The organism is Mycobacterium sp. MS1601 (genome assembly GCF_001984215.1).
Classification (GTDB): domain Bacteria; phylum Actinomycetota; class Actinomycetes; order Mycobacteriales; family Mycobacteriaceae; genus Mycobacterium.
On sequence record NZ_CP019420.1, the window covers coordinates 2,926,309 to 2,946,666 of the forward strand.

Sequence of the window (20,358 nt, forward strand, 5' to 3'; positions counted from 1 at the left end):
TTTGCAGGGATTGGAAAGGTCAGGCACCGTGGATGCATGGCCACCCCGCAGCAACGTGCCGACGAATTGCTCACCCACCTGGATCTGCCTGCCAAGGTCGGGCTGATGTTCCACACCATGGTCGGCATCGGCGAGCTGGGCGATCGGCTGGCTACGTTCGGACTGCCCACCGTGGCGGCCCTGCTGGACAAAGGCATGACCCACTTCAACCTGCTGGGCGCGGCACCGCAGGGGCGGGAATTTGCGCAGTGGCACAACCAGATTCAGCAGCAGGCCGCCGCGCGTCCACATGGCGTCCCGGTGACCTTCTCGACCGACCCGCGGCACCATTTTGTCGACAACTATGCCGCGCAGATGATGGCGGGCGCGTATTCGCAGTGGCCGGAGACGTTGGGTCTGGCGGCCATCGGTGCTCCCGAACGCATCCGGGACTTCGCCGACATCGTGCGCCAGGAGTACCTGGCCGTCGGCATCCGGGTGGCGCTGCATCCCCAAATAGACCTCGCCACCGAACCCCGGTGGTCGCGGATCAACGGCACCTTCGGCGAAGACGCCGATCTCACCTCCAGGTTGGCGGTGGCGTACGTGCAGGGTTTGCAGGGCCAACAGCTGGGCGCCGGGTCGGTGGCGGCCATGGTCAAACACTTCCCGGGTGGCGGTCCCCAACTCGACGGCAACGACCCGCACTTCCCGTGGGGCCGCGAGCAGGTCTACCCGGGCGGCAACCTCGAATACCACCTGCGGCCGTTCCGGGCGGTGCTTGACGCCGGCGCCGCCGAGGTGATGCCGTACTACGGCATGCCCATCGGAACCGATTGGGAGGAGGTCGGTTTCGGCTTCAACCGGTCGGTGGTCACCACATTGCTGCGGCAGGAGCTGGGGTTCGACGGTGTGGTGTGTACCGACTGGGGACTGATCACCGACAACCCGGACCTCGGCGATCTCGGCACCGCCAGGGCCTGGGGTGTGGAGCACCTGAGCCGCGAGGAGCGGATGCTGCGGGTGCTCGACGCAGGGGTGGACCAGTTCGGTGGAGAGCATTGTCCGGAGGTGCTGCTGGAGCTGGTGCAGTCCGGCCGGGTCAGCGAGCAGAGAATCGACGAGTCCGCTCGGCGGCTGCTGCGGGTGAAGTTCGCCCTCGGGTTGTTCGACAACCCGTTCGTCGACGAGGGCGTGGCCGCCGAGACCGTGGGCCGCGCCGATTTTGTTGCCGCGGGGGTACAGGCGCAGAAGGACTCGCTGACCCTGCTGACCAACAAGGTGTTGCCGCTGCAGCGGGGTATCAAGCTGTTCGCCCCGGACCTCGCCGATGACGCGGTGCGTCGATACGCCACCCCGGTAGGATCGCCGGACGAGGCCGACATCGCTCTGCTGCGACTCAAGGCCCCGTTCGACCCACCGGGTGAAGGCATGCTGGCGCAGCTGTTCCACCACGGCACACTGGAGTTCGCTGCCGCCGACATCGAGCGGGTGCGTCGGATCAGCGCCACGGTCCCCGCCGTCGTCGACGTCTACCTGGACCGGCCCGCGGTCCTCACCCCGTTCGTCGACACCGCGGCAGCGCTGCTGGTGAACTATGGCATCGGCGAAAACGCCTTACTGGACGTGCTGTTCGGCAAATCCGGTCCACATGGCCGACTGCCGTTCGACCTGCCCCGCTCGGATGCGGCCGTCGCCGCGGCCCGCACTGACGTCGCCTTCGACACCGAGGCACCGGTCTTCCGATTCGGCCACGGACTGCGGTATGGGGGATCACTAGAATCGCCGGCATGAGAGCTGGCCGATGAGCTATCCCGGCACACCACCGCCGCCGCCCACCGAAGTTCCCACCTGTTACCGCCACCCGGACCGGCAGACGTACGTCCGGTGCAACCGCTGCGGTCGCTTCATCTGTGGTGAGTGCATGCGCTCGGCAGCCGTCGGGCACCAGTGCGTCGAGTGCGTGAACGAGGGCAACAGAGAAGTCCGGCAGGTCCGCGGGCAGTTCGGCGGGTTGCGCCCCAACGGCACCGTGCCGGTGGTCACCTACACGCTGATCGCGGTCAACCTGGTGGCCTTTGTACTGCAGATGGCCATCCCGGACTTCCAGTCCAGCCTGGTGCTGTGGCCGCCCGCCGTCGCCGACGGCGAGTGGTACCGCCTCGTCACCTCGGCGTTCCTGCACTACGGCGTCATGCACATCCTGTTCAACATGCTGGTGCTCTACGTCATGGGCCCCCAGCTGGAGCAGATGCTCGGCAGGCTGCGATTCAGCGTGCTGTACGGGGCGAGCGCCATCGGCGGATCCGTCGTGGTGTATCTGCTGTCGCCGCTGAACTCCGGCACTGCCGGGGCCTCGGGTGCCATCTACGGCCTGTTCGGCGCCACGTTTGTGGTGGCCAAGAAGATGAACCTGGATCTACGTCCCGTGCTCGCGGTGATCGGGCTGAACGTGGCCTTCACCCTGATTGTGCCGCTGATCAGTTCGCAGAACATCAGCTGGCAGGGCCACCTCGGCGGGCTGCTCACCGGCGCACTGGTGACGGCGGCCTTCGTCTATGCACCCCGGCAGCGTCAGAGCCTGGTCCAGTCAGGCCTGATCGTCGCCCTGTTAGCCGTGTTCATCGTGCTGATCGTCTGGCGAACGCAGGCTCTCTACGCCCAGTTCGGCATCACCTGAGCGACGGCGCAGGTCGCTGTCGTAGCACCGTCGCGGCAATGGCCGTCGCCAGCAGTACCAGGCTCAGCACTGTCGCGGCCAGGGCCGGCCAGCCGTGGGAGTCGAAGGCCACGCCACCGAACCAGCCCACCAGGCTGGACCCACCGTAGTAGGCCAGGTTGTACAGCGACGATGCCTGCGCTTTGCCGGTCCCGGCGTCGGCTGCCGTCCACCCGGACGCGATGGCGTGCGCTCCGAAGAATCCGATGGTGGCCACCACCAGTCCGGTCAGCACCACCAGCAGCTGGGGCGACAGCGTCATCACCACCCCGGCCGCCATCAGTGTCACCGACACCAGCAGCACCCGTCGTCGTCCGAACCGGGTGGCTTCCGCACCGGCGCGCGACGACGCCCAGGTTCCCGCCAGGTACGCCACGAAGACCAGGCTGACCAGATGTTCCGGCAGGTTGAACGGAGCGGCCACGAGCCGGAAGCCCAGGAAGTTGTACAGCGCGACAAAGCCGCCCATCAGCAAAAACGCCTGAGCGTAGAGCGCCAGCTGTCGTGGTGAGCGCAGATTGACGGCCAGCCGGTGCAACACGCCGCGTGCCGACGACGGCACAAAGCCACGCGGCCGCGGAGCCAGGGCGATGAAGCCTGCCGCGGCCAACGCACACAGCACCGCGACCACAAACACCCCCACGCGCCAGTGCACGGTCTCGGCGATGGGGCCCGCGACCACCCGGCCCAGCAGCCCGCCGATGGTGGTGCCCGCGACATAGATGCCGGCCGCCCGCGCGGAGTGACGCCGTTCCACCTCCTCGGTCAGGTAGGCGATGGCGACAGCGGGCACCCCGCCGAGGGCGATGCCCTCGACGAAGCGACCCGCCAGCAGCACGGGATAGGTCGGCGCCAACGCCACCAGCAACCCCGCAACGGTGGCTGCCGTCACCGAGATCGTCATGGCCCGCACGCGGCCCACCCGGTCGGCGACCATCGACCAGGGAATCACCGAGATGGCCAGGCCCGTGGTGGCCAGTGAAACCGTCAGCGCCGCGTCGGCCGCCCCGATCTTGTAGTGCTCGGCGAGCTGGGGCAACACGCCCTGCAGAGAGTAGAGCTGGGCGAAGGTCGCGACGCCGGCGCAGAACAACGCGGCCAGCAGCCGCCGGTAATCGCTGGATCCACGCGCGTGGCCTGCCCAGTCCGGGCTGCCCGACGGCTGGATCTCGATGGACACCCGGTCCACGCTAAGGAGCGAAATTCAATGTGTCCAATGCATGAAATCAATCAACTCCATGCGTACATATCATGATCAGTGGTCGAGGGTTTTGACGAAACCGGCGAACCGTTCGGCCGCGGGAGGCAGTTGTCGCTCTGTGCTCCAGGTCAGACCGATATGCCGCTGGGCGTCGCGGTGTGGCAGCGCGACGTACTCGCAGTTGGGTTCGCCGCGTCCCGGACGTGGCTGCGGCACCACCGCCACTCCGAAGCCGGCGGCCACCATGCCTTCGACAGCGGGGATCTCCATCGCCTCGACGGCGATCCGCGGTGTCACGCCGGCCTTCGCGAACAGCTCGTCGGTGAGATGCCGCAACCCGAAACCCACGGGCAGTGCCACCACGGGTTCGTCGGCGATGTCGCCGAAACGCACCGAGGGGCGGCCCACGAAACGGTGGCCCCGCGGCACTGCCAGACACAACTGTTCGACGTAGAGCGGGTGCCACCCGACGCCGGGACCGCTCGGCCGCGGCGAGGTGATCGCCAGATCGGCGTGCCCGGTACGCAGGCGCTCGACGATCTCGTGCGCGGCGCCCTGGTACAGATCGAACTGCACCTGAGGGCCCGCGGTGCGGAACCGGCGCAGCAGTTCGGGCACGTACCAACTGGACACCGAGTGCAGGAAGGCCAGGCGCACCGTGCCGGTGTCCGGATGACGCAGTGCGGCAATACGTTCCACCGCCGCATCCAGATCTGCGGTGGCGCGTCGGGCATGGTCGGCCAGGATTCGCCCGTATGCATTGAGGATCAGCCTGCGGTTGATCCGGTCGAACAGCGGCGCACCCACCTGGTTTTCGAGCCGGGCCAGTGCCCGCGACAGGGTGGGCTGGCTGATCTGCAGTTCGGTGGCCGCGTCGGTGACATGTTCGGTATCGGCGAGGACCAGGAACCAGCGCAGTTCGTCGAGGTTCACCACTGGTCGTCGGCGTCGGACCTGTTCTCGGGTTCGATCGCCGCCGGCATCGGGCACACCGTGTAGCGGGCCTGGTTGCCGCCGCCCCGGCGGGCGTCGGCCATGGTCTGGCCCGCCAGCTCGATCAGCTCGTCGAGCAGTTCCTGCGGCGGGCAGTCCGCCAACACCCGCAGCGGGGTGCACACCACGCCGATGCTGGCGGTCAGCCGCGGCGGGGTGGTGGCCACCGCTCCGCGGACCCGCTCGACCAGAGGTGACGAATCCGTCGAGGAGAAGGTGTCGGCGATGACGAACTCCGCGTCACCGATATGACCCACCACGGCGTTGCTCCTGGTGGTTTCGCGCAGGGTCTGCGCCACCGCCACCAGGGCCCGCTCGCAGGCGACGGTGCCACCGGCGCTCTTGAGCAGGCTGAAGTTGTCCAGCGTGATCAGCAGCAGCACCAGGTGTCGATCGTCGACTCGCCCCCGCGCTGAGATCAAAGCGCCGGTGGCACGGTAGAACGCGTCCCGGTTGGGCAGCCCGGTCAATGTGTCGATCTCCGAGGCCAACACGTTGATACCGAGCAGGTGCACCATCGCCTGACATGCAGCGGGCACCGTGAATGTGACCATGGCCAGGAACGCCAGCGCGGCGAAGGTGAACACCGGATCGGACTCGGTCGCCAGCCGTGTGCCGAGCAGTACCGAGGTCACCGTCGCAACCGCGACGGTGAACACGATGTGGCGGGGCTGATGGAAGAAGGCGACGTACCCACTCAGGGCCGCGAAGGCCGTGGACCCCAGCAGTCCGGCAGCGGGGTCCGGTTGCACCAGGCAGCAGACGGCGATACCGACGGCAGCCGACACCACGAACGCCGATGAACCGGCCTGGCTCGGCCAACGTCGTCGCAGCCACATGGCCGCGAAGGCGACGCAGATGACGGCCACCGACACGACGGCCAGCTGATTGACGGTGCCCTGGGGTCCGCGGGGGCTCTGCAGCATCGCGACATTGACGATTCCCAGGGCCACGACGGTGACAGCCAGCACGCGGCAGACAGTGGTCTGCAGTCCGCGTGCGGCAAGCAGAGAAGTCATCCAGTAGAAGTGGTCGGGTTGGCGCCACCAGCGTCGGATCGCCATCACCACGGGCCACCCTCCTCGTTCGGTCTTCAAAACGGTATCAAGCGATACAGAGCCTGGTCGAGAACAAAAAGGCAGCTCGCGGGCGTCCCGCACGTCAGCCAAGCGGTGCGTGAAGTTCGCGACCGAGGGGCCTTTCGTAGCTGTTCGTGGACAGTTTCGTGACGAATTTGAGGTGCCGCCGCAGTTCGCCACATCCTTCGAGCGATCCGGCAACGGCGGATCACGCCTTTGCCAAACAGCAGTCACCCTGGGAACCGCGAGTCGATCAGCTCGATGACTTTTTGGCCCGCAAGCCGTCTACATCACCAGAACGCCCACAGAGGAGAAACAGCCATGACCGAACCGCACCCCATCGACGTCGATCCCGCCACCGACCTGGTGCTCGAGCGTGTCGTCGACGTCAGCCCCAAGCAGTCTGGGACGCGTGGACCGATCCCGAGCAGTTGGTGCAGTGGTTCACCCCGGCACCCTGGTCCACCGTCAAGGTCGAGGTGGATGTGCGCCCCGGCGGGAAGATGCACACCGTCATGGCCTCGCCGGAAGGCGACGAGTACCCGTCCACCGGGTGTTATCTCGAGGTGGTCGAAGGTCGTCGGCTCATCTGGACCTCGGCTCTGGGCCCCGGCTATCGCCCGGTTCCGGTCCCGGACGGGGAATTCCACATGACGGCGGTCATCGACATCGTGCCCGAGGGGGACGGCACCCGCTACACCGCAATCGCGTTGCACGACAACGCTGCTGCCCGCAAGCAACACGAGGCGATGGGCTTTCACGAGGGCTGGGGTGCCGCGCTGGATCAGCTGGTCGCGCTGGTCGAGAACCGCTGACCCTCAAGCCTCGACTGGCCAGGCGCTCTCGCGGTCAGAAGAGGTTCTTGTGCGGCACGTCGGTGACGAGACCGCCGTCCATCACGAACTCACTGCCGGTCGAGAACGACGACTCGTCGCTCACCAGGAACACGATGAAGGTGGACACCTCCTCGGACTTGCCGGGCCGGCCCAGCGGCGCGGTCACCATGTCATCGGGGAAGTGTTTGGTCATCGGGGTCCGGATGAAACCGGGATGCACCGAGTTCACCCGGATGTTGAACGGGCCCAGCTCCAGCGCCGCCGACTTCGCCAGGCCGCGCACCGCCCACTTGGAGGCAACATAGGGGTGCACCATCGGCGCGCCGCGCAGGCCCTCGATGGACGAAACGTTGATGATCGACCCGCCGCCGGCGGCCTTGAGCTGCTCCACCACGGCCTGCATTCCGAGGAACGTTCCGGTGAGGTTGACGTCGATCACCTTCTGCCACTTGGCCATATCGAACTTGCCGATCTTGCCCAGCGCGACGATGCCCGCGTTGTTCACCAGGGCGGTCAGGGAGCCATAGGTGTCGACGGCGGTCTTCACCGCGGCGTCCCACTGTTCGGCTTCGGTGACGTCGAGGTGGACGTAGCGCGCTGAATCGCCGAGTTCGGCGGCCAGCGCCTCGCCCTTCTCGTCGAGGATGTCGCCGATCACCACCTTGGCGCCTTCGTCGACGAGCATCTTGGCGTGTGACGCCCCCATGCCCTGCGCGCCGCCGCTGATCAGTACAACTTTTCCATCAACACGTCCCATGGGGCGTCAGGCTACCCGACTGCGAGAAAACTAGAACCTGTTTCAATTCCGCGTCCGAGCGGACATACTGCCAACCATGACCATCCGCGTCGCGCTCGTCGGTACCGGCAACTGTGGCCGCATCGCCTTGACCCAGCTGATCGAAGACCCTCGCTTCGAACTCACCGCGGTCGGGGTGTCCACCGCCGAGAAACTCGGCAGGGACGCCGGCGAACTGGCCGGCCTGGACGTGCGCACCGGTGTCGTCGCCACCCCGGGTATGGAGCAGGTGCTGGCCACCGTGCCCGACTGCCTCGTGTACTGCGCGATGGGCGACACCAGACCCGTCGAGGCCACCCGGGATGTCACCGCCGCGTTGGCGGCCGGAATCAACGTGGTGGGTTCGGCTCCGGGCGGGCTGCAGTTCCCCTGGAGTGTGCTGCCGGACAAGGTCATCAAGCGGGTGGAAGACGCCGCGCTGCAGGGTAATTCGTCGGTGTTCATCACGGGGGTCGATCCCGGCTTCGCCACCGACCTGATGCCGTTCGCGCTTGCGGGCACCTGTCAGCGCATAGAGCAGATCCGCACCATGGAGATCGCCGACTACGCCACTTACGACGGTGAAGTGGTGATGAAGATCGTCATGGGCTTCGGCAATCCCATGGACCAGCCGGGCATGCTGCTGCTGCCGGGCGTGCTGAGCGCGGCCTGGGGCACAGCGCTGAAGATGCTCGCCGCGGGCATAGGCGTCGAACTCGACGAGATCACCGAGAACTACGAATTGGAGCCCGCGCCTGAGGACATCGACACCGCCTGCGGCGTGATCGAGAAGGGCACCGTTGCGGCCATGCGCTTCGAGATCAACGGCATGGTCGACGGCAGGGCTGCGGTGGTGGTCGAACACATCACCCGCGTCCGTGAAGATCTGCGGCCGGACTGGGCGCAGCCCGCGCAGCCCGGCGGCTCCTACCGCGTGGAGATCACCGGCGAACCGTCGTACGCCGTCGACATCTGCCCGACCAGTAGCCGTGGTGACCACAATTACGCGGCCATCCTGGTGGGGGCCGGACGCATCGTCAACGCGATTCCCGCCGTGGTGGAGGCGGCCCCGGGCATCCGGACCACCCTGGACATGCCGCTGGTCACAGGCAGAGGTGTTTACCGCCCCGCTGTCTGAGTCGTTGACACCGCAGTGGTGTCAACGGCGAAGCGGTGTCAACGACGAAGTGCGGCAGCTTCTTCGGCGACGGATTTAGCCCACCGGTAGTCGGCCTTGCCCGCGGGGGAGCGCATCACCTTGGGCGTGCGGATGAACGCCTTGGGGATCTTGTAGCGGGCAATGGTGCGTTGGCATACCTCGATCAGTTCGTCATCGGTGACCGACGCACCTTCGGCCAGCTGGACGACGGCCACCACCTCACTGCCCCACCGCTGCGACGGACGTCCGGCGACGACGACGTCGTACACCGACGGGTGTGCGGCCACCGCGCGCTCCACTTCCTCGGCGAAGATCTTCTCGCCGCCGGAGTTGATGGTCACCGAATCCCGGCCCAGCAACTCGATTCGGCCGTCGGCGAGTGCACGTGCCTTGTCGCCGGGCACCGACCAACGCACCCCGTCGATGGTCGGGAACGTACGCGCGGTCTTGGCCGCGTCACCCAGATAGCCCAGCGGAATCAGATCCCGTCGCGCCAGCCAACCCTCCCCGTCACCAGGTGCCAGCACCCGGGTGAACTCGAGATCGACCACGGCGGTGTCGGATCCGGGATTGAACACCGGTGCGGTACCCGCAGTCTCGCCGGCGACTTCACCGATGACGGCGCTCATCTGCGCGCCGGACTCAGACGAACCCACCGCGTCCATCAGTAGCAGATTCGGCAGCGCGGCCCGGATGCGGTCACGCACCGTCGGCGACATCGGCGCGCCGCCGTTGGTGATCGAGATCAGGCCGGACAGGTCGTAGTCACCGGTCTCGATCTCGTCGATCAGCGGCCGGGCCATTGCATCACCCACCACCGGGATGCTGCGTACCTCCTCGCGCTCGACCAGCCGAAGGACGTCGGCCACCTGCAGTTTTTCCACGTCGTCGGGAATCACGATGGCGCCGCCCATGGTGATGATGTTGTAGGCGGCCCACTGCGCCGCGCCGTGCATGAACGGCGGCAGCATCAGCAGCGACATCACCCCGGCGGCGGCCTTGGCTCGCTCGGCGATGGCGGCATAGGACGTCAGTGCTTCGGTGCTGCCGAACGGCCGACCGCCCATGGCCGAGATGAAGATGTCGTGCTGGCGCCACAGCACGCCTTTGGGCATGCCGGTGGTGCCGCCGGTGTAGAGGATGTAAAGGTCGTCACCGGTGGGGCTGGGCATCGCCGGCGCGGGTGTTGTGACGATGGACTCGTAATCGACTGCGCCGGGCAATAACTCGTTGCCCGTGTGATCGGCCACCTGGATCAATACCCTCAGGTGTGGCAGTCGATCGCGGATGGCGGCCACCCGCGGGGCGAACTCGGCGTTGTAGGCCAGCGCTGTGGCCTTCGAGTCGTTGAGCAGGTACAGCAGCTCTTCCTCGACGTAGCGGTAGCTGACATTGAACGGCGCCACCCTGGCGCGGTAGGCCGCCACCATGGTCTCGAGGTACTGGTTGCCGTTGCGCAGGTACAGCCCGATGTGGTCCTGTCCGGACTCGTGGCCGTCCAGCTGGTCACGTTCGGTGTGGCAGCCCAGCCCGGCCGAAGCCAGATAGTGCGCCACCCCGTCGATCCGCGCGTCGAGCTGCGCATAGGTCAGCCGCAGGTCGCGCCACACCAACGCCGTGTTGTCCGGGATGGCCGTCGCCACGGTGGAGAACACGCTGGACAGGTCGAAGGAGGCGCCGCTCATACCACCAATCTAGAACACGTTCTAGATTGGTGGGTGGCGCGGGTCACACGTTCATGACTTCTTTTCCCGCCATGCCCGCTCGAACGGCAACCGCCACGCATTCGGGGCGATCAGCTGGTGAATGGCATTCGGGCCCCAGGTGCCGGGCGGATACGACTTCACCGGCGGCGGATCGTCCAGTAGTGCCGCCGACCGCTCCCACAACGATTCGATGCCCTCGGCGGTGGTGAACAACGTGTGGTCACCGCGCATCGCGTCCAGGATCAGCCGCTCGTAGGCCTCCAGCACGTTGCCGAGCGACTCGGTTTCCTGTGTGGAGAACTGCATGGACATCTTGTCCAGCTTCATCCCCGGTCCCGGACGCTTGCCGTAGAAGGACAGCGACACCTTCGACGCGTCGGCCAGGTCGAAGGTGAGATGGTCCGGTCCCTGCGAGCCGACACCGGAGCCGGCCGGGAACATGGTCCGCGGCGCCTCCTTGAACGCGATCGAGATGATGCGCTGTCCCTCGGCCATCCGCTTGCCGGTGCGCAGGTAGATCGGCACGCCGGCCCAGCGCCAGTTGTCGATGCCGACCTTCAGCGCGATGAACGTCTCGGTGTCGGAGTCCCGTGCCACCCCTTCGGTTTCCCGGTAGCCGGTGAACTGGCCGCGCACCACGTTCTCGCACTTGATGGGCAGCATGGAGCGGAACACCTTGTTCTTCTCCTCGCTGATGGCCCGCGGCTCCAGTGCGGTGGGTGGTTCCATCACCACGAACGCCATCACCTGGAACAGGTGCGTGACCACCATGTCCTTGTAGGCGCCGGTGCTCTCATAGAAGTTGGCGCGCTGGTCCAGACCTAGGGTTTCGGGGATGTCGATCTGGATGTGGTCGATGAAGTTGCGGTTCCAGATCGGTTCGAACAGGCCGTTGGCGAAGCGGAACGCCAGGATGTTCTGGGCGGCTTCCTTGCCGAGGAAGTGGTCGATGCGGAAGATCTGCCGTTCGCGGAAGGTCTCGTGCACAAAGTCGTTGAGCGCCACGGCACTTGCCAGGTCGGTGCCGAACGGCTTTTCCATCACCACCCGCGACCGCTCCACCAGGTTGGCATCACGCAGCATGGTGATGACGGCCCGGGCGGCCTTGGGTGGGACGGACAGGTAGTGCAGCCGCTGGGTGTCCGGGCCCAGTGCGGCCTCGGCGTCGGCGACAGCGGCGGCCAGCGCCTGGGGTCCGGCGCCCTGCGGCACGTAGGAGACCCGGGAGGCGAACGCGTCCCACTCCTGGTCGGTGAGCTTGTGGTTGCCGAAGGCGTTGATGGCCTCGCGGGCCACCTCGCGGAACTCCTCGTCGGTGTAATCCTCCAGGGAAGTGCCGACCACTCGGATCTGCGGCGCCAGAGCCGATTTCACCAGGTATGCCATTCCGGGCAGCAGTTTGCGTTTGGCGAGGTCGCCGGTGGCGCCGAACAACACGATCACGTGCGGAGCGAGCGTTTCCTCGCCGCGACGCAGCGGGCGAGAACCGGGGGACGGGTAGGCAATGGTCTGTGGCGTGTCGGTGGCCATCTGACGGATGATTCCACCCCTGCAGTGCGCGCGCAGGTCTTACCGGTAGCCGGGTGGTCAACAGTGTGCAAAAGGCGTTGAGTACCTGACCATGAACACAGTCGACGTCGACCTCATCGTCATCGGATTCGGCAAGGGTGGCAAGACTCTGGCTGCCGCCCTGGGCAGCCAGGGTCGTCGAGTGGTGATGGTGGAGCAGTCCGCCCAGATGTACGGCGGCACCTGCATCAACATCGGCTGTGTCCCAACCAAATCCATGGTCTTCGGATCCGAGCGGCTGGAACCGGGGACGCCGCACACCTTCGCCTACCGGGCGGCCGTCGACACCACCGCCAAGCTGACGGGCTTCCTTCGTGGCCGCAATTTCGCGATGCTCGACAACCTCGACACCGTGACGGTGTTGACCGGGCGGGCCCAGTTTCTGGATGGCACCACCGTCCGCGTCGACGATGTGGACGGCACCGTCCACATCGTGCGCGCACCGCAGATTGTGGTGGGCACCGGCTCCGAACCGGTGCTGCCGGACATCCCGGGACTGGCGGGCAACCCGCGGGTGGTCACCAGTACCGAACTGCTGGTGCAGCCCGATCTGCCCTCACGGCTGGTGGTGCTCGGCGGTGGCTACGTAGGCCTGGAATTCGCCGCGATGTTCGCCGGATACGGGTCGACGGTGACGGTGCTGGAGAAACATGACCGCCTCCTCGGCGGAGAGGACGACGATGTGGCTGCTGCGGTGGGCGAGTTGCTCGACCAAGCGGGTATCCAGGTGATCACCGGCGCCCAGGTCAACAGAATCGACGGCGGTACAGTACATTTCGATATCGGCGTCGTCGAAGGTGACCTGGTGTTGGTGGCGCTGGGTCGGCGGGCGGTGACGGCTGGTCTGGGGCTCGATCTCGCGGGGGTGGACACAGGTGCGGACGGATCGATCGTGGTCGACGAGCATCTGCGCACCAGCACGCCGCACATCTTCGCCGTCGGCGATGTCAACGGCGGCCCGCAATTCACCTACATCTCGCTCGACGACTACCGCATTGTCCTCGACCAGCTCACCGGATCCGGTGCCCGCAGCACCACCGACCGCAGGGCCGTGCCGTACTCACTGTTCCTCACTCCGCCCCTGTCGCGGGTGGGGCTCACCGAACGGGCTGCGCGGGAACAGGGGCTGACGGTGAAGGTGGCGGCCATGAAGGTGGCCGAGATGGCGACGGTGCCGCGGGCCCGCATCGTCGGTGACCCGCGCGGCATGATGAAGGTGGTGGTGGATGCCCACACCGACGCGATCGTCGGGGCCGCGCTGCTGTCCCACGACTCGCACGAGGTGATCAACACCGTGGCGCTGGCCATGCGCCACGGCATCACCGCCACCGCCCTGCGTGAGGAGATCTACACCCACCCGTCGATGACCGAGGCGTTCAACCAGCTGCTGGGGGCGTTGCGCTGACCCAGCGGCGGTAGTCGTCGGCGTCGACATTGCTGCCGCACACGATGGTCACGACGTGCCTGCCGGCGAAGCGCTCGCGGTTCTCCAGCAGGGCCGCGACGCCGAGTGCCGCCGACGGTTCCACGACCAGGCCCGCGTGCTCCAGCAGCAGTTGCATCCCGGCCTTGATGGTCTGCTCGTGTACCAGCACGGCGTCATCGGCGACCAGCAGTAGGTCGTCGAGCACCTCGGCGATGGGGAACCGACCCGCCACCCCGTCGGCGATGGTGTTCAGCGAGTCGGTGGTGACCACCCGCCTGGCGTGGAATGAGCGTGTCATCGCCGGCGCACCCGCGGGCTGTACACAGATCACCTCGACGTGCGGCGCAAGTTCCTTGAGGACGTGGCCCACGCCGGTGGCCATCGCGCCGCCGCCCAGCGCGATGAGCACGGTGTCGAACTGGGTGCCCGTCAGTTCCAGGCCGATGGTGGCGGCACCTTCACAGGTCTCGAGGTCGAGGCTGTCTTCGAGCAACCGGATATTCTGCTGGCGGGCAATCGAACTCGCGCGTTGACGGGCTGTCTCGATATCGCCGTCGACCAGCTCCAGATGCGCACCGAGGGCGCGGATGCGGTCCAGTTTGACGGCGGGTGCGGATCGTGAGGCCACAACGATGGTGTCCAGCCCCCGCTTGCGGCCGGACCAGGCCAGAGCCTGACCCAGATTGCCCGCACTGGCGCAGACCACCGGACTGGTGAGCTGGCCGGTGACGACCTCGGTGCCGCGGCCCTTGAAGCTGCGGACCGGGTTCGCGGTTTCCAGCTTGACGCTGACCGCGCAGCCCAGTCGCGGCTCGAGTGCTTCGCAGCGAAACAGGGGTGAGTCCAGGAACACTGGGTCGATCAGGTCGCGGACGGCGCGGATTCTCGCGGTATCCAGGCGGGTCCGAACCACGAGCCATGACCCTACCCACCGAACTGGTTCACGGCAGGCCGACGCGCATCTTGCGCGGGCGTGCCGCGCACCCGATCACTGCGAACCGACCACCCCGTTGCTGCACGGCTCGTAGCGGACGAACTCCCGCGTGAAGGTGGCGGTGCCGTGCGACAGGGAACGCAGGTCCACGGCGTAGCGGATCAGTTCGCGTTGCGGCACTTCAGCCTTGACCTCGGTTCCGGCGTCTGAGGTGCCGGTGCCCAGCACTCGGCTACCAAGTGAGGCGATGGAGCGGTAGCCGGTGTTGCCTGCCAGTCCGTCACGGTCGATCTCGGCGACGATGTCGACGATGCGCCCGTCGATGGCATTGCGGTGACCCGACAACTCCGCCAGTTCCTCGGACAACGCCTCCATCCGACGCTTGGGGCTTACCCCATCAGCGGCGAAAGACGTTGTTTCAGTGGACATGCCAACATCAAAACAGGGACCACCGACCACTGGGTCGGCTGTAGACGGGTACCTCCGCGACTCCTTCGTCGCCGGTTGGCCGCCCCGTCTAGGCGTTGATGATGATCGGGTCGCCGACGCTCACGGTGTCGAAGTACCAGGCCGCGTTGTCGGGGCTCAGGTTGATGCAACCGTGGCTGACGTTGGCATAGCCCTGCGAGCCCACCGACCATGGCGCGGAGTGCACGTACACCCCACCCCAGGTGACGCGCACGGCGTAGTTGACGTCCAGCAGATAGCCCTCGGCGGAGTCCAGCGGAATGCCGATGGTGCGCGAGTCCATCACCACGTCACGCTCCTTGGCCAGCGCGGTGAACGAACCGGTGGGAGTGGCGAATCCGGGCTTGCCCATCGACGCGGGCATCTGCCGGGCCTCCACCCCGTCGATGCTGACGGTGAAGGTGTGTTCAGAGATGTCGGCGACGCCCACCACCGAGGCACCGGTGTTGAAGGTCAGCGGGGTGTTCCCCACCGACAGCTGGATGGTCGAGTGCGCGGGCCAGAACCCGTCGGGGGTGAAACGGACGGTGTCGGTATCCAGCCATTCGAGTTTGCCGGTCATGCCTGCCGGTTCGACCACCCGGATGGAGTCTTCGATCGAACGTCGGTTCACCGGGGTGCTGACGGTGATGTCCACCGGGTGTGCGACACCGACGGTCTGTCCGGCGGCGGGCACCACCTGAGTGACGACGGGCGTGGATACCGCGGCCGACGCCGTAGGAGTGGTGATGAGGCCGCTGAAGGCCAGGACGAGGACGAATCGAAGCGTTGTACGCACGGTGACCATCCTTTCGCTGAGACGGACCACCGATGGTAGTGGCTCACTACCGATTCGTCGCTGAACTGGGGATTGCTGTTACAACAGCAGATCGGACAGCCAGCTGTGGATGCGCTGCGCCACCATCGGCCAACCGGGCTCGAGCATCAGGTTGTGGCCCATGTCGGGAAAGAACTCCGCATGGGTGCGATAGGCCTTGGCGGTGGCGCAGACCTCCCGCTGGCTGAAGAAGCCGTCGCTGGCGGCACCGAGCACCAGCAGGGGTGTCGACACCTTGGCCGGCTCGGCGAGGTCGGCGTAGAGCAAGTCCCGGTACAGGGCACGGGTGCTTTCGTCGCACAGCCTTTCGGTGTAGCGGGCGACCAGATGTGCGGGGGTGGAGTCGCTGTAGAAGGTGTTGCGGGCGACTGCCGGGGCCCCGAAGAACAGCAGCGGCCTGCGTAGCGCCGCGGGGCGTCCGCTGTGGCGGGCATTGCGCCGGGCCACCCGCAGTGCCGCCTTGCCCAGTCCGTACGGCGGCGCCGACGCCAGCAGCACCCCCGCCGGGGCGGTATGCGCGGCCAGGTACTTCTGCACCACGAACCCACCCATCGAGTGTCCGATCACCACCGGAGGACGGGGCAGGGTGTCGGCGGCGGCGCGGACGTCGGCGACGTAGTCGGCTACCGTCGCACCGGTCGGATCACCCGGATGTTGACGCAGGTTCAGCGCCACCGCCCGGTAGCCGCGGCTGGCGAAGAACTCCAGGAAATGCTCGTCCCAGCACCATGCTCCGTGAAAAGCACCGTGTACGAACAACAATGGCGTGCCGTCGGGATCACCGCGGTCGATCATTCGTGGGAGTCTATGCCCCCGAGTTGCGGGCGTTTGGCCGATTTGCCGTATCCGGGTGGACGACTGCGCAGCGTGCGCCAAATCCACGGCGCCAGCATGTTGCGGGTCCACTGGGCCTGGGCCCGCACCCGCTGCGCGGGCCTCGGTGTCTGGCCGGTGCCTCGAGCGGTGGCCCAATCATGGTTGCTGTCAGGTAGTCCCAGTGCTTCGGCAGCCGCGTCGGCGAACAGTTGATGGCCGTACGGCGAGGCGTGCATGCGGTCGACGCTCCACACTTCGGGATCCATCATCGACGGCGCGTTGAACAGATCCACAAGCCCAAAGCCATGCTGGGCAGCGGAATTGGCGATCACCGCATTGATCTGCTGCAGCCGCGCCGCCAGCACCCTGCCCACCGGAAGGATCCTGGCGACGTCCGGAAACGTCGTCGTCACCACCGTCGCACCGGTTTCCGCCAGGCGCGTGTACACCGTCTCCAGCTCCACCAGCGCTGTGTCGAACCATCGGCCCGGGCGCACCATGTCGTTCATTCCGACGCAGACCGTCACCAGGTCGGGTTGCATGGCCAACCCCGCCGGCAACTGGTTGTCCAGGACGTCGCGGGTGGTGCGGCCCCGAACCGCCAGGTTCGCATACTGCAGGCCCGGATACAGCCCGTTCAGGCGGATCGCGAGGCGATCGGCGAAGCCTCGTAAACCGCTGTCGTCGTCACCATCCCAGAGTCCTTCGGTCTGGCTGTCGCCGAGCGCCACATAGCGCGAGTACGCCATGGCGGGCACCTTAGCGGGTTTTACAGCCAGTCTCGGCGACGGAACGCCACATAAAGGACGACCACCAGAAGAACGATCAGTGCCGTACTGGCGACAAACCCACCCCAGGAGTTGAATCCGGGGTAAGGAACGTTCTGACCGTAGAAGCCCGTGATGGCCGTCGGCACCGCGATGATGGCCGCCCAGCCGGTCAGCTTCTTCATCACCGTGTTCAGTCGCGCGTCCTGCAGCGAAAGGTTGGTCTCGAACACCGTGGTGATCATGTCGCGCAGCGACTCGGTCCATTCGGTGGCGCGCAGCACGTGGTCATAGAGGTCTGTGTAGAGCGGGTCCAGTTCAGGGGCCCGGTGGGTTTCGGCGCGATGGTGCTGGATGGTGTTCACCACCTCGCGCATGGGCAGCACCACGCGGCGCAGGTTCACCAGGTCCTTGCGCAGTGCGAAGCTGCGACGCTGGATGTTGACGTTGCGTTTGGGCGGGTCGAACAGGGTGTCTTCCAGTCCTTCGATGCCGTCGTCGAGTACCTGAACCGCGTCGAAGTGCCCGTCCACCACCACGTCCAGCAGCCCGTGCACCAGTGCGCCGACGCCGAACTGCTGACCGCCCAGCTCCTCCCAGCGTCTTTTCACCTGGTCGATGTCCCACATCGGCGCGAGTCGCACCGTCACCAGTGCGTTCTTCAGGACGAACGCGGAGATGCGGTGTTTGGTCAGCAGTGTCTGCGGCTCGTCGGTGGGGGCGGCCATGTCGACGGCGTACACGGTGAAGAACGTGTGGCTGGGGTAGACGGTGGCCTTGACACGTTCCGAGGGCGCGACGGCATCTTCGACCGCCCAGATGTTGAGGCCCAGTTCCTGGGCCAGAGCCTGCAGGGCGTCGTGGTCGGGGTTGTACATGTCGACCCACACCAGGGTGTCGGGCTCGGTGAGGTAGTCGGAGATCTTGTCGAACTCGAAGTCGTCGTGCAGCTTCCCCGAGCGCCAGACGCGGCCCTGCAGTTCACATCCCGGTGGTGTCACAGGCTTTCCATCGCTTCTGCCATCTCGGTGTGGCCGTCACGGTGTAGTCCGTTGATGACTCCGCCTCGGTCGGCTTCGGATCGGTTCTGGCTCAGCTTCGCCTTGGCTTCGACTTTCTGGACGGTGATTTCGAGGCCGACGATGCCGTTGAGTTGGCCGCGGATGTATTGCTGCGGGGCGTCGGTGGTGCGCCAGGGTTGGCTTCTGGTTTGTTCATGGGTGTTTGTGAGGCGGTCGACGGCGTTTCTCAGCCAGTCGGAGTCGTCGTGCAGCGCCACGGTGCCGGTGAGATGTACCGCGCTGTAGTTCCAGGTGGGGACGACGCGGCCGTGCTCGGCTTTGGCGGGGTACCAGGACGGGCTGATGTAGGCCTGCGACCCGGTGCAGATCAGCAGCGCCGGGTCACCGTCGGCAATGCTCTGCCACTGTGGGTTGGCCTTGGCGATGTGGGCGATCACGGTGTCGTGTTCCCAGACGATGGGCAGCAGCGTCGACACGGGTACGCCGTTGTCGACTGTCACGAAGTTGGCCGTGGCCACCGCGGCGACCAGCGCGCGGATCTCCTGGTCGTCGTCGAGGCGGTTTGCCGACGGTACATACATGGTGGTCAGGTTAGCCCGGTCGATGAGCCGGCGAGGCACGAGCCGGGGAGGGAGGGCCGGGCTCCAGCAGGTTAGCCCGGTCGATGAGCCGGCGAGGCACGAGCCGGGGAGGGAGGGCCGGGCTCCAGCAGGTTAGCCCGGTCGATGAGCCGGGCAGGCACGAGCCGGGCTGCATCAGCCCAGCCCCCAAGTCCTCGTGCTCTCCACCGAGATCTCGATGACAGGGCCGTCGAGTGGAACCTGTTGGTACTGAGCATATTTAGCTCTGAGTGCGTGGAGTGCTTCGTTGTTCTCGCTGATGGTGGCCCGGCCGTCGACCCTGATCCACCAGAGTTGGGTCCAGTCCTCGTCATAGTGGTCGACCAGCAGGCTCACCTTGGGGTTGGCTGTGATGTTGCGCAGGCGCCTGAGCTTGGTGGTGGATTTCGGTTTGCCGTCGACGGCCGTGACGACGGCGTTCTGCCAGACGGCGAAGACGACCGGGACCAGGTGGGGTTGAGCATCGTCACCGACGGTCGCCAGCCTCGCGACCTTGGCCTCGATGAATTTTTCGGGGAGTGCCACCATCAGCTCAGAGTAGGTGTGCACACTTGGAGCATGCAGATAAGCATGCTCGAGTACACCGGTGAACCCTTTTCCATCGACGCCTACGTCACGCAGTTGGCGATGTTGCGCGATGAGGGTTTTGTCCGGGTGTGGAGCACCCAGCTTCCCTACGAGCGCGACCTGTTGACCGCGTTGGCCGTGGCGTTCCGCGAGGTGCCCGATATCGAGGTGGGCACTGGTGTGCTGCCGATACAGAATCAGCATCCGATGCTGATGGCTCAGCGGGTGCTGACCCTGAATGCCATTGCAGGAGGACGTTTCACGCTCGGTATCGGGATGACCCACGCCGCTGTCGCCGAAGGCATGTGGGGCATTTCCTACGCCAAGCCGATCCGGCGCATGAACGAGTACCTGGACGGCCTGCTGCCGCTGTTGAACGGCGAACCCGCCGATGTGTCAGGCGAGCTGGTGACCACGCGCGGGTCCGTCATGATTCCCGGCGCTCCCGCGCCTGACGTGTACATCGCAGCGCTGGGGCCGCAGATGCTCCGGCTGGCCGGCCGGCGGACCGCCGGGACGGTGACCTGGATGACCGGGCCCGCAACCCTGGGTTCCCATATCGGTCCCGTGATCCGTTCTGCGGCGGCCGAAGTCGGTCGTACTGCTCGAGTGGTGGCGGCCCTGCCGATCAGTGTCACCGACGACGTCGCCGGCGCCCGGGCGATGGCCGCCAAGCAGTTCGTGATGTACGGGCAGCTGCCGTCCTACCGGGCCATGTTGGACCGCGAGGGTTTCGCCGGCCCCGAGGACGCGGCATTGATCGGTTCTGAATCCGAGGTGTCCGAGCGCCTGGATGCTTTGCGCGACGCGGGGGTGGACGAATTCGTCGGAGCGACGTTCGAGCCGTCGCCCGAGGGTCGAGCACGGACGCGGGCGTTGCTGCGGAGTTGGGCGGTCTAGATTCC

Annotated in this window: 19 protein-coding genes and 1 pseudogene; 6 read left to right on the forward strand and 14 right to left on the reverse strand. The window is 66.4% G+C overall.

Annotation, left to right across the window (positions count from 1 at the left end; translation table 11 throughout):
- The first annotated feature begins 36 nt into the window (after positions 1-36).
- Together BVC93_RS14295 and BVC93_RS14300 are read left to right on the forward strand one after the other, a co-directional pair.
- Entirely contained in the window at positions 37-1,773 is a 1,737-nt protein-coding gene (locus BVC93_RS14295; RefSeq protein ID WP_197687554.1) for a glycoside hydrolase family 3 protein, read from the forward strand.
- A gap of 10 nt (positions 1,774-1,783) precedes the next feature.
- A complete protein-coding gene (locus tag BVC93_RS14300; protein ID WP_083738046.1) occupies positions 1,784-2,659 on the forward strand; it encodes a rhomboid family intramembrane serine protease in 876 nt (291 codons plus the stop codon).
- Here BVC93_RS14300 and BVC93_RS14305 read toward each other — a convergent pair.
- The 3 genes from BVC93_RS14305 to BVC93_RS14315 form a co-directional block, all read right to left on the reverse strand.
- Positions 2,652-3,872 carry an MFS transporter gene (locus BVC93_RS14305; protein ID WP_442929086.1) on the reverse strand — a complete coding sequence of 407 codons (1,221 nt, stop codon included), beginning with the start codon at positions 3,870-3,872 and terminating at the stop codon, positions 2,652-2,654. The two genes, BVC93_RS14300 and BVC93_RS14305, sit on opposite strands and share 8 nt — an antisense overlap.
- Before the next feature lie 81 nt (positions 3,873-3,953).
- Positions 3,954-4,832, reverse strand: coding sequence for a LysR family transcriptional regulator (locus BVC93_RS14310; protein ID WP_083741048.1), 879 nt, complete (start codon positions 4,830-4,832; stop codon positions 3,954-3,956).
- Positions 4,829-5,956 carry a GGDEF domain-containing protein gene (locus tag BVC93_RS14315; RefSeq protein ID WP_083741049.1) on the reverse strand — a complete coding sequence of 376 codons (1,128 nt, stop codon included), beginning with the start codon at positions 5,954-5,956 and terminating at the stop codon, positions 4,829-4,831. The genes BVC93_RS14310 and BVC93_RS14315 overlap by 4 nt, the downstream gene beginning before the upstream one ends.
- A gap of 449 nt (positions 5,957-6,405) precedes the next feature.
- Between BVC93_RS14315 and BVC93_RS34020 the strand changes: the two genes are divergently transcribed.
- A complete protein-coding gene (locus BVC93_RS34020) occupies positions 6,406-6,786 on the forward strand; it encodes an SRPBCC family protein (RefSeq protein ID WP_236950362.1) in 381 nt (126 codons plus the stop codon).
- Between the two features lie 34 nt (positions 6,787-6,820).
- Here the strand turns inward: BVC93_RS34020 and BVC93_RS14325 are convergent, their stop codons facing one another.
- Positions 6,821-7,564 (reverse strand): glucose 1-dehydrogenase, encoded by a 744-nt coding sequence (locus tag BVC93_RS14325; protein WP_083738047.1) that lies wholly within the window; start codon positions 7,562-7,564, stop codon positions 6,821-6,823.
- A 76-nt stretch (positions 7,565-7,640) separates the two neighbouring features.
- Between BVC93_RS14325 and BVC93_RS14330 the strand changes: the two genes are divergently transcribed.
- Entirely contained in the window at positions 7,641-8,720 is a 1,080-nt protein-coding gene (locus tag BVC93_RS14330; RefSeq protein WP_083738048.1) for an NAD(P)H-dependent amine dehydrogenase family protein, read from the forward strand.
- Between the two features lie 38 nt (positions 8,721-8,758).
- Here the strand turns inward: BVC93_RS14330 and BVC93_RS14335 are convergent, their stop codons facing one another.
- The gene (locus tag BVC93_RS14335; RefSeq protein ID WP_083738049.1) at positions 8,759-10,426 is read right to left on the reverse strand and encodes an acyl-CoA synthetase; all 1,668 of its coding nucleotides are present in this window, start codon (positions 10,424-10,426) and stop codon (positions 8,759-8,761) included.
- A 51-nt stretch (positions 10,427-10,477) separates the two neighbouring features.
- Complete coding sequence (zwf, locus tag BVC93_RS14340; protein ID WP_083738050.1) at positions 10,478-11,977, reverse strand: glucose-6-phosphate dehydrogenase; 1,500 nt, start codon at positions 11,975-11,977, stop codon at positions 10,478-10,480.
- Positions 11,978-12,068: 91 nt separating this feature from the next.
- Here zwf and BVC93_RS14345 point away from each other — a divergent pair, with 91 nt between their 5' ends.
- Positions 12,069-13,421 carry an FAD-dependent oxidoreductase gene (locus BVC93_RS14345; RefSeq protein ID WP_083738051.1) on the forward strand — a complete coding sequence of 451 codons (1,353 nt, stop codon included), beginning with the start codon at positions 12,069-12,071 and terminating at the stop codon, positions 13,419-13,421.
- Here the strand turns inward: BVC93_RS14345 and BVC93_RS14350 are convergent.
- The 8 genes and pseudogenes from BVC93_RS14350 to BVC93_RS14385 all read right to left on the reverse strand — a co-directional run bounded on the left by BVC93_RS14350 (position 13,393) and on the right by BVC93_RS14385 (position 19,414).
- Positions 13,393-14,355, reverse strand: coding sequence for a threonine ammonia-lyase (locus BVC93_RS14350; RefSeq protein WP_083738052.1), 963 nt, complete (start codon positions 14,353-14,355; stop codon positions 13,393-13,395). The genes BVC93_RS14345 and BVC93_RS14350 overlap by 29 nt on opposite strands.
- 75 nt (positions 14,356-14,430) lie before the next feature.
- Positions 14,431-14,613, reverse strand: a pseudogene (locus tag BVC93_RS34620) (hypothetical protein); the annotation flags it as partial.
- 280 nt (positions 14,614-14,893) lie between these two features.
- A complete protein-coding gene (locus BVC93_RS14360; RefSeq protein ID WP_083738054.1) occupies positions 14,894-15,631 on the reverse strand; it encodes a L,D-transpeptidase in 738 nt (245 codons plus the stop codon).
- A 69-nt stretch (positions 15,632-15,700) separates the two neighbouring features.
- Complete coding sequence (locus BVC93_RS14365) at positions 15,701-16,456, reverse strand: alpha/beta hydrolase (protein WP_083738055.1); 756 nt, start codon at positions 16,454-16,456, stop codon at positions 15,701-15,703.
- Positions 16,453-17,226: an SGNH/GDSL hydrolase family protein gene (locus tag BVC93_RS14370; protein ID WP_083738056.1), complete on the reverse strand. Its 774-nt coding sequence runs from the start codon at positions 17,224-17,226 to the stop codon at positions 16,453-16,455. Before BVC93_RS14370 ends, BVC93_RS14365 begins: the two co-directional genes overlap by 4 nt.
- Positions 17,227-17,246: 20 nt before the next feature.
- Positions 17,247-18,245, reverse strand: coding sequence for a magnesium transporter CorA family protein (locus tag BVC93_RS14375; protein ID WP_083738057.1), 999 nt, complete (start codon positions 18,243-18,245; stop codon positions 17,247-17,249).
- Positions 18,242-18,847 (reverse strand): FMN-binding negative transcriptional regulator, encoded by a 606-nt coding sequence (locus BVC93_RS14380; protein WP_083738058.1) that lies wholly within the window; start codon positions 18,845-18,847, stop codon positions 18,242-18,244. The genes BVC93_RS14375 and BVC93_RS14380 overlap by 4 nt, the downstream gene beginning before the upstream one ends.
- 174 nt (positions 18,848-19,021) lie before the next feature.
- Positions 19,022-19,414, reverse strand: a complete 393-nt coding sequence (locus BVC93_RS14385) for a TIGR03668 family PPOX class F420-dependent oxidoreductase (RefSeq protein WP_083741050.1) — start codon at positions 19,412-19,414, stop codon at positions 19,022-19,024.
- A gap of 30 nt (positions 19,415-19,444) precedes the next feature.
- Here BVC93_RS14385 and BVC93_RS14390 point away from each other — a divergent pair, with 30 nt between their 5' ends.
- Positions 19,445-20,353 carry a TIGR03564 family F420-dependent LLM class oxidoreductase gene (locus BVC93_RS14390; protein ID WP_083738059.1) on the forward strand — a complete coding sequence of 303 codons (909 nt, stop codon included), beginning with the start codon at positions 19,445-19,447 and terminating at the stop codon, positions 20,351-20,353.
- Positions 20,354-20,358: the final 5 nt, after the last annotated feature.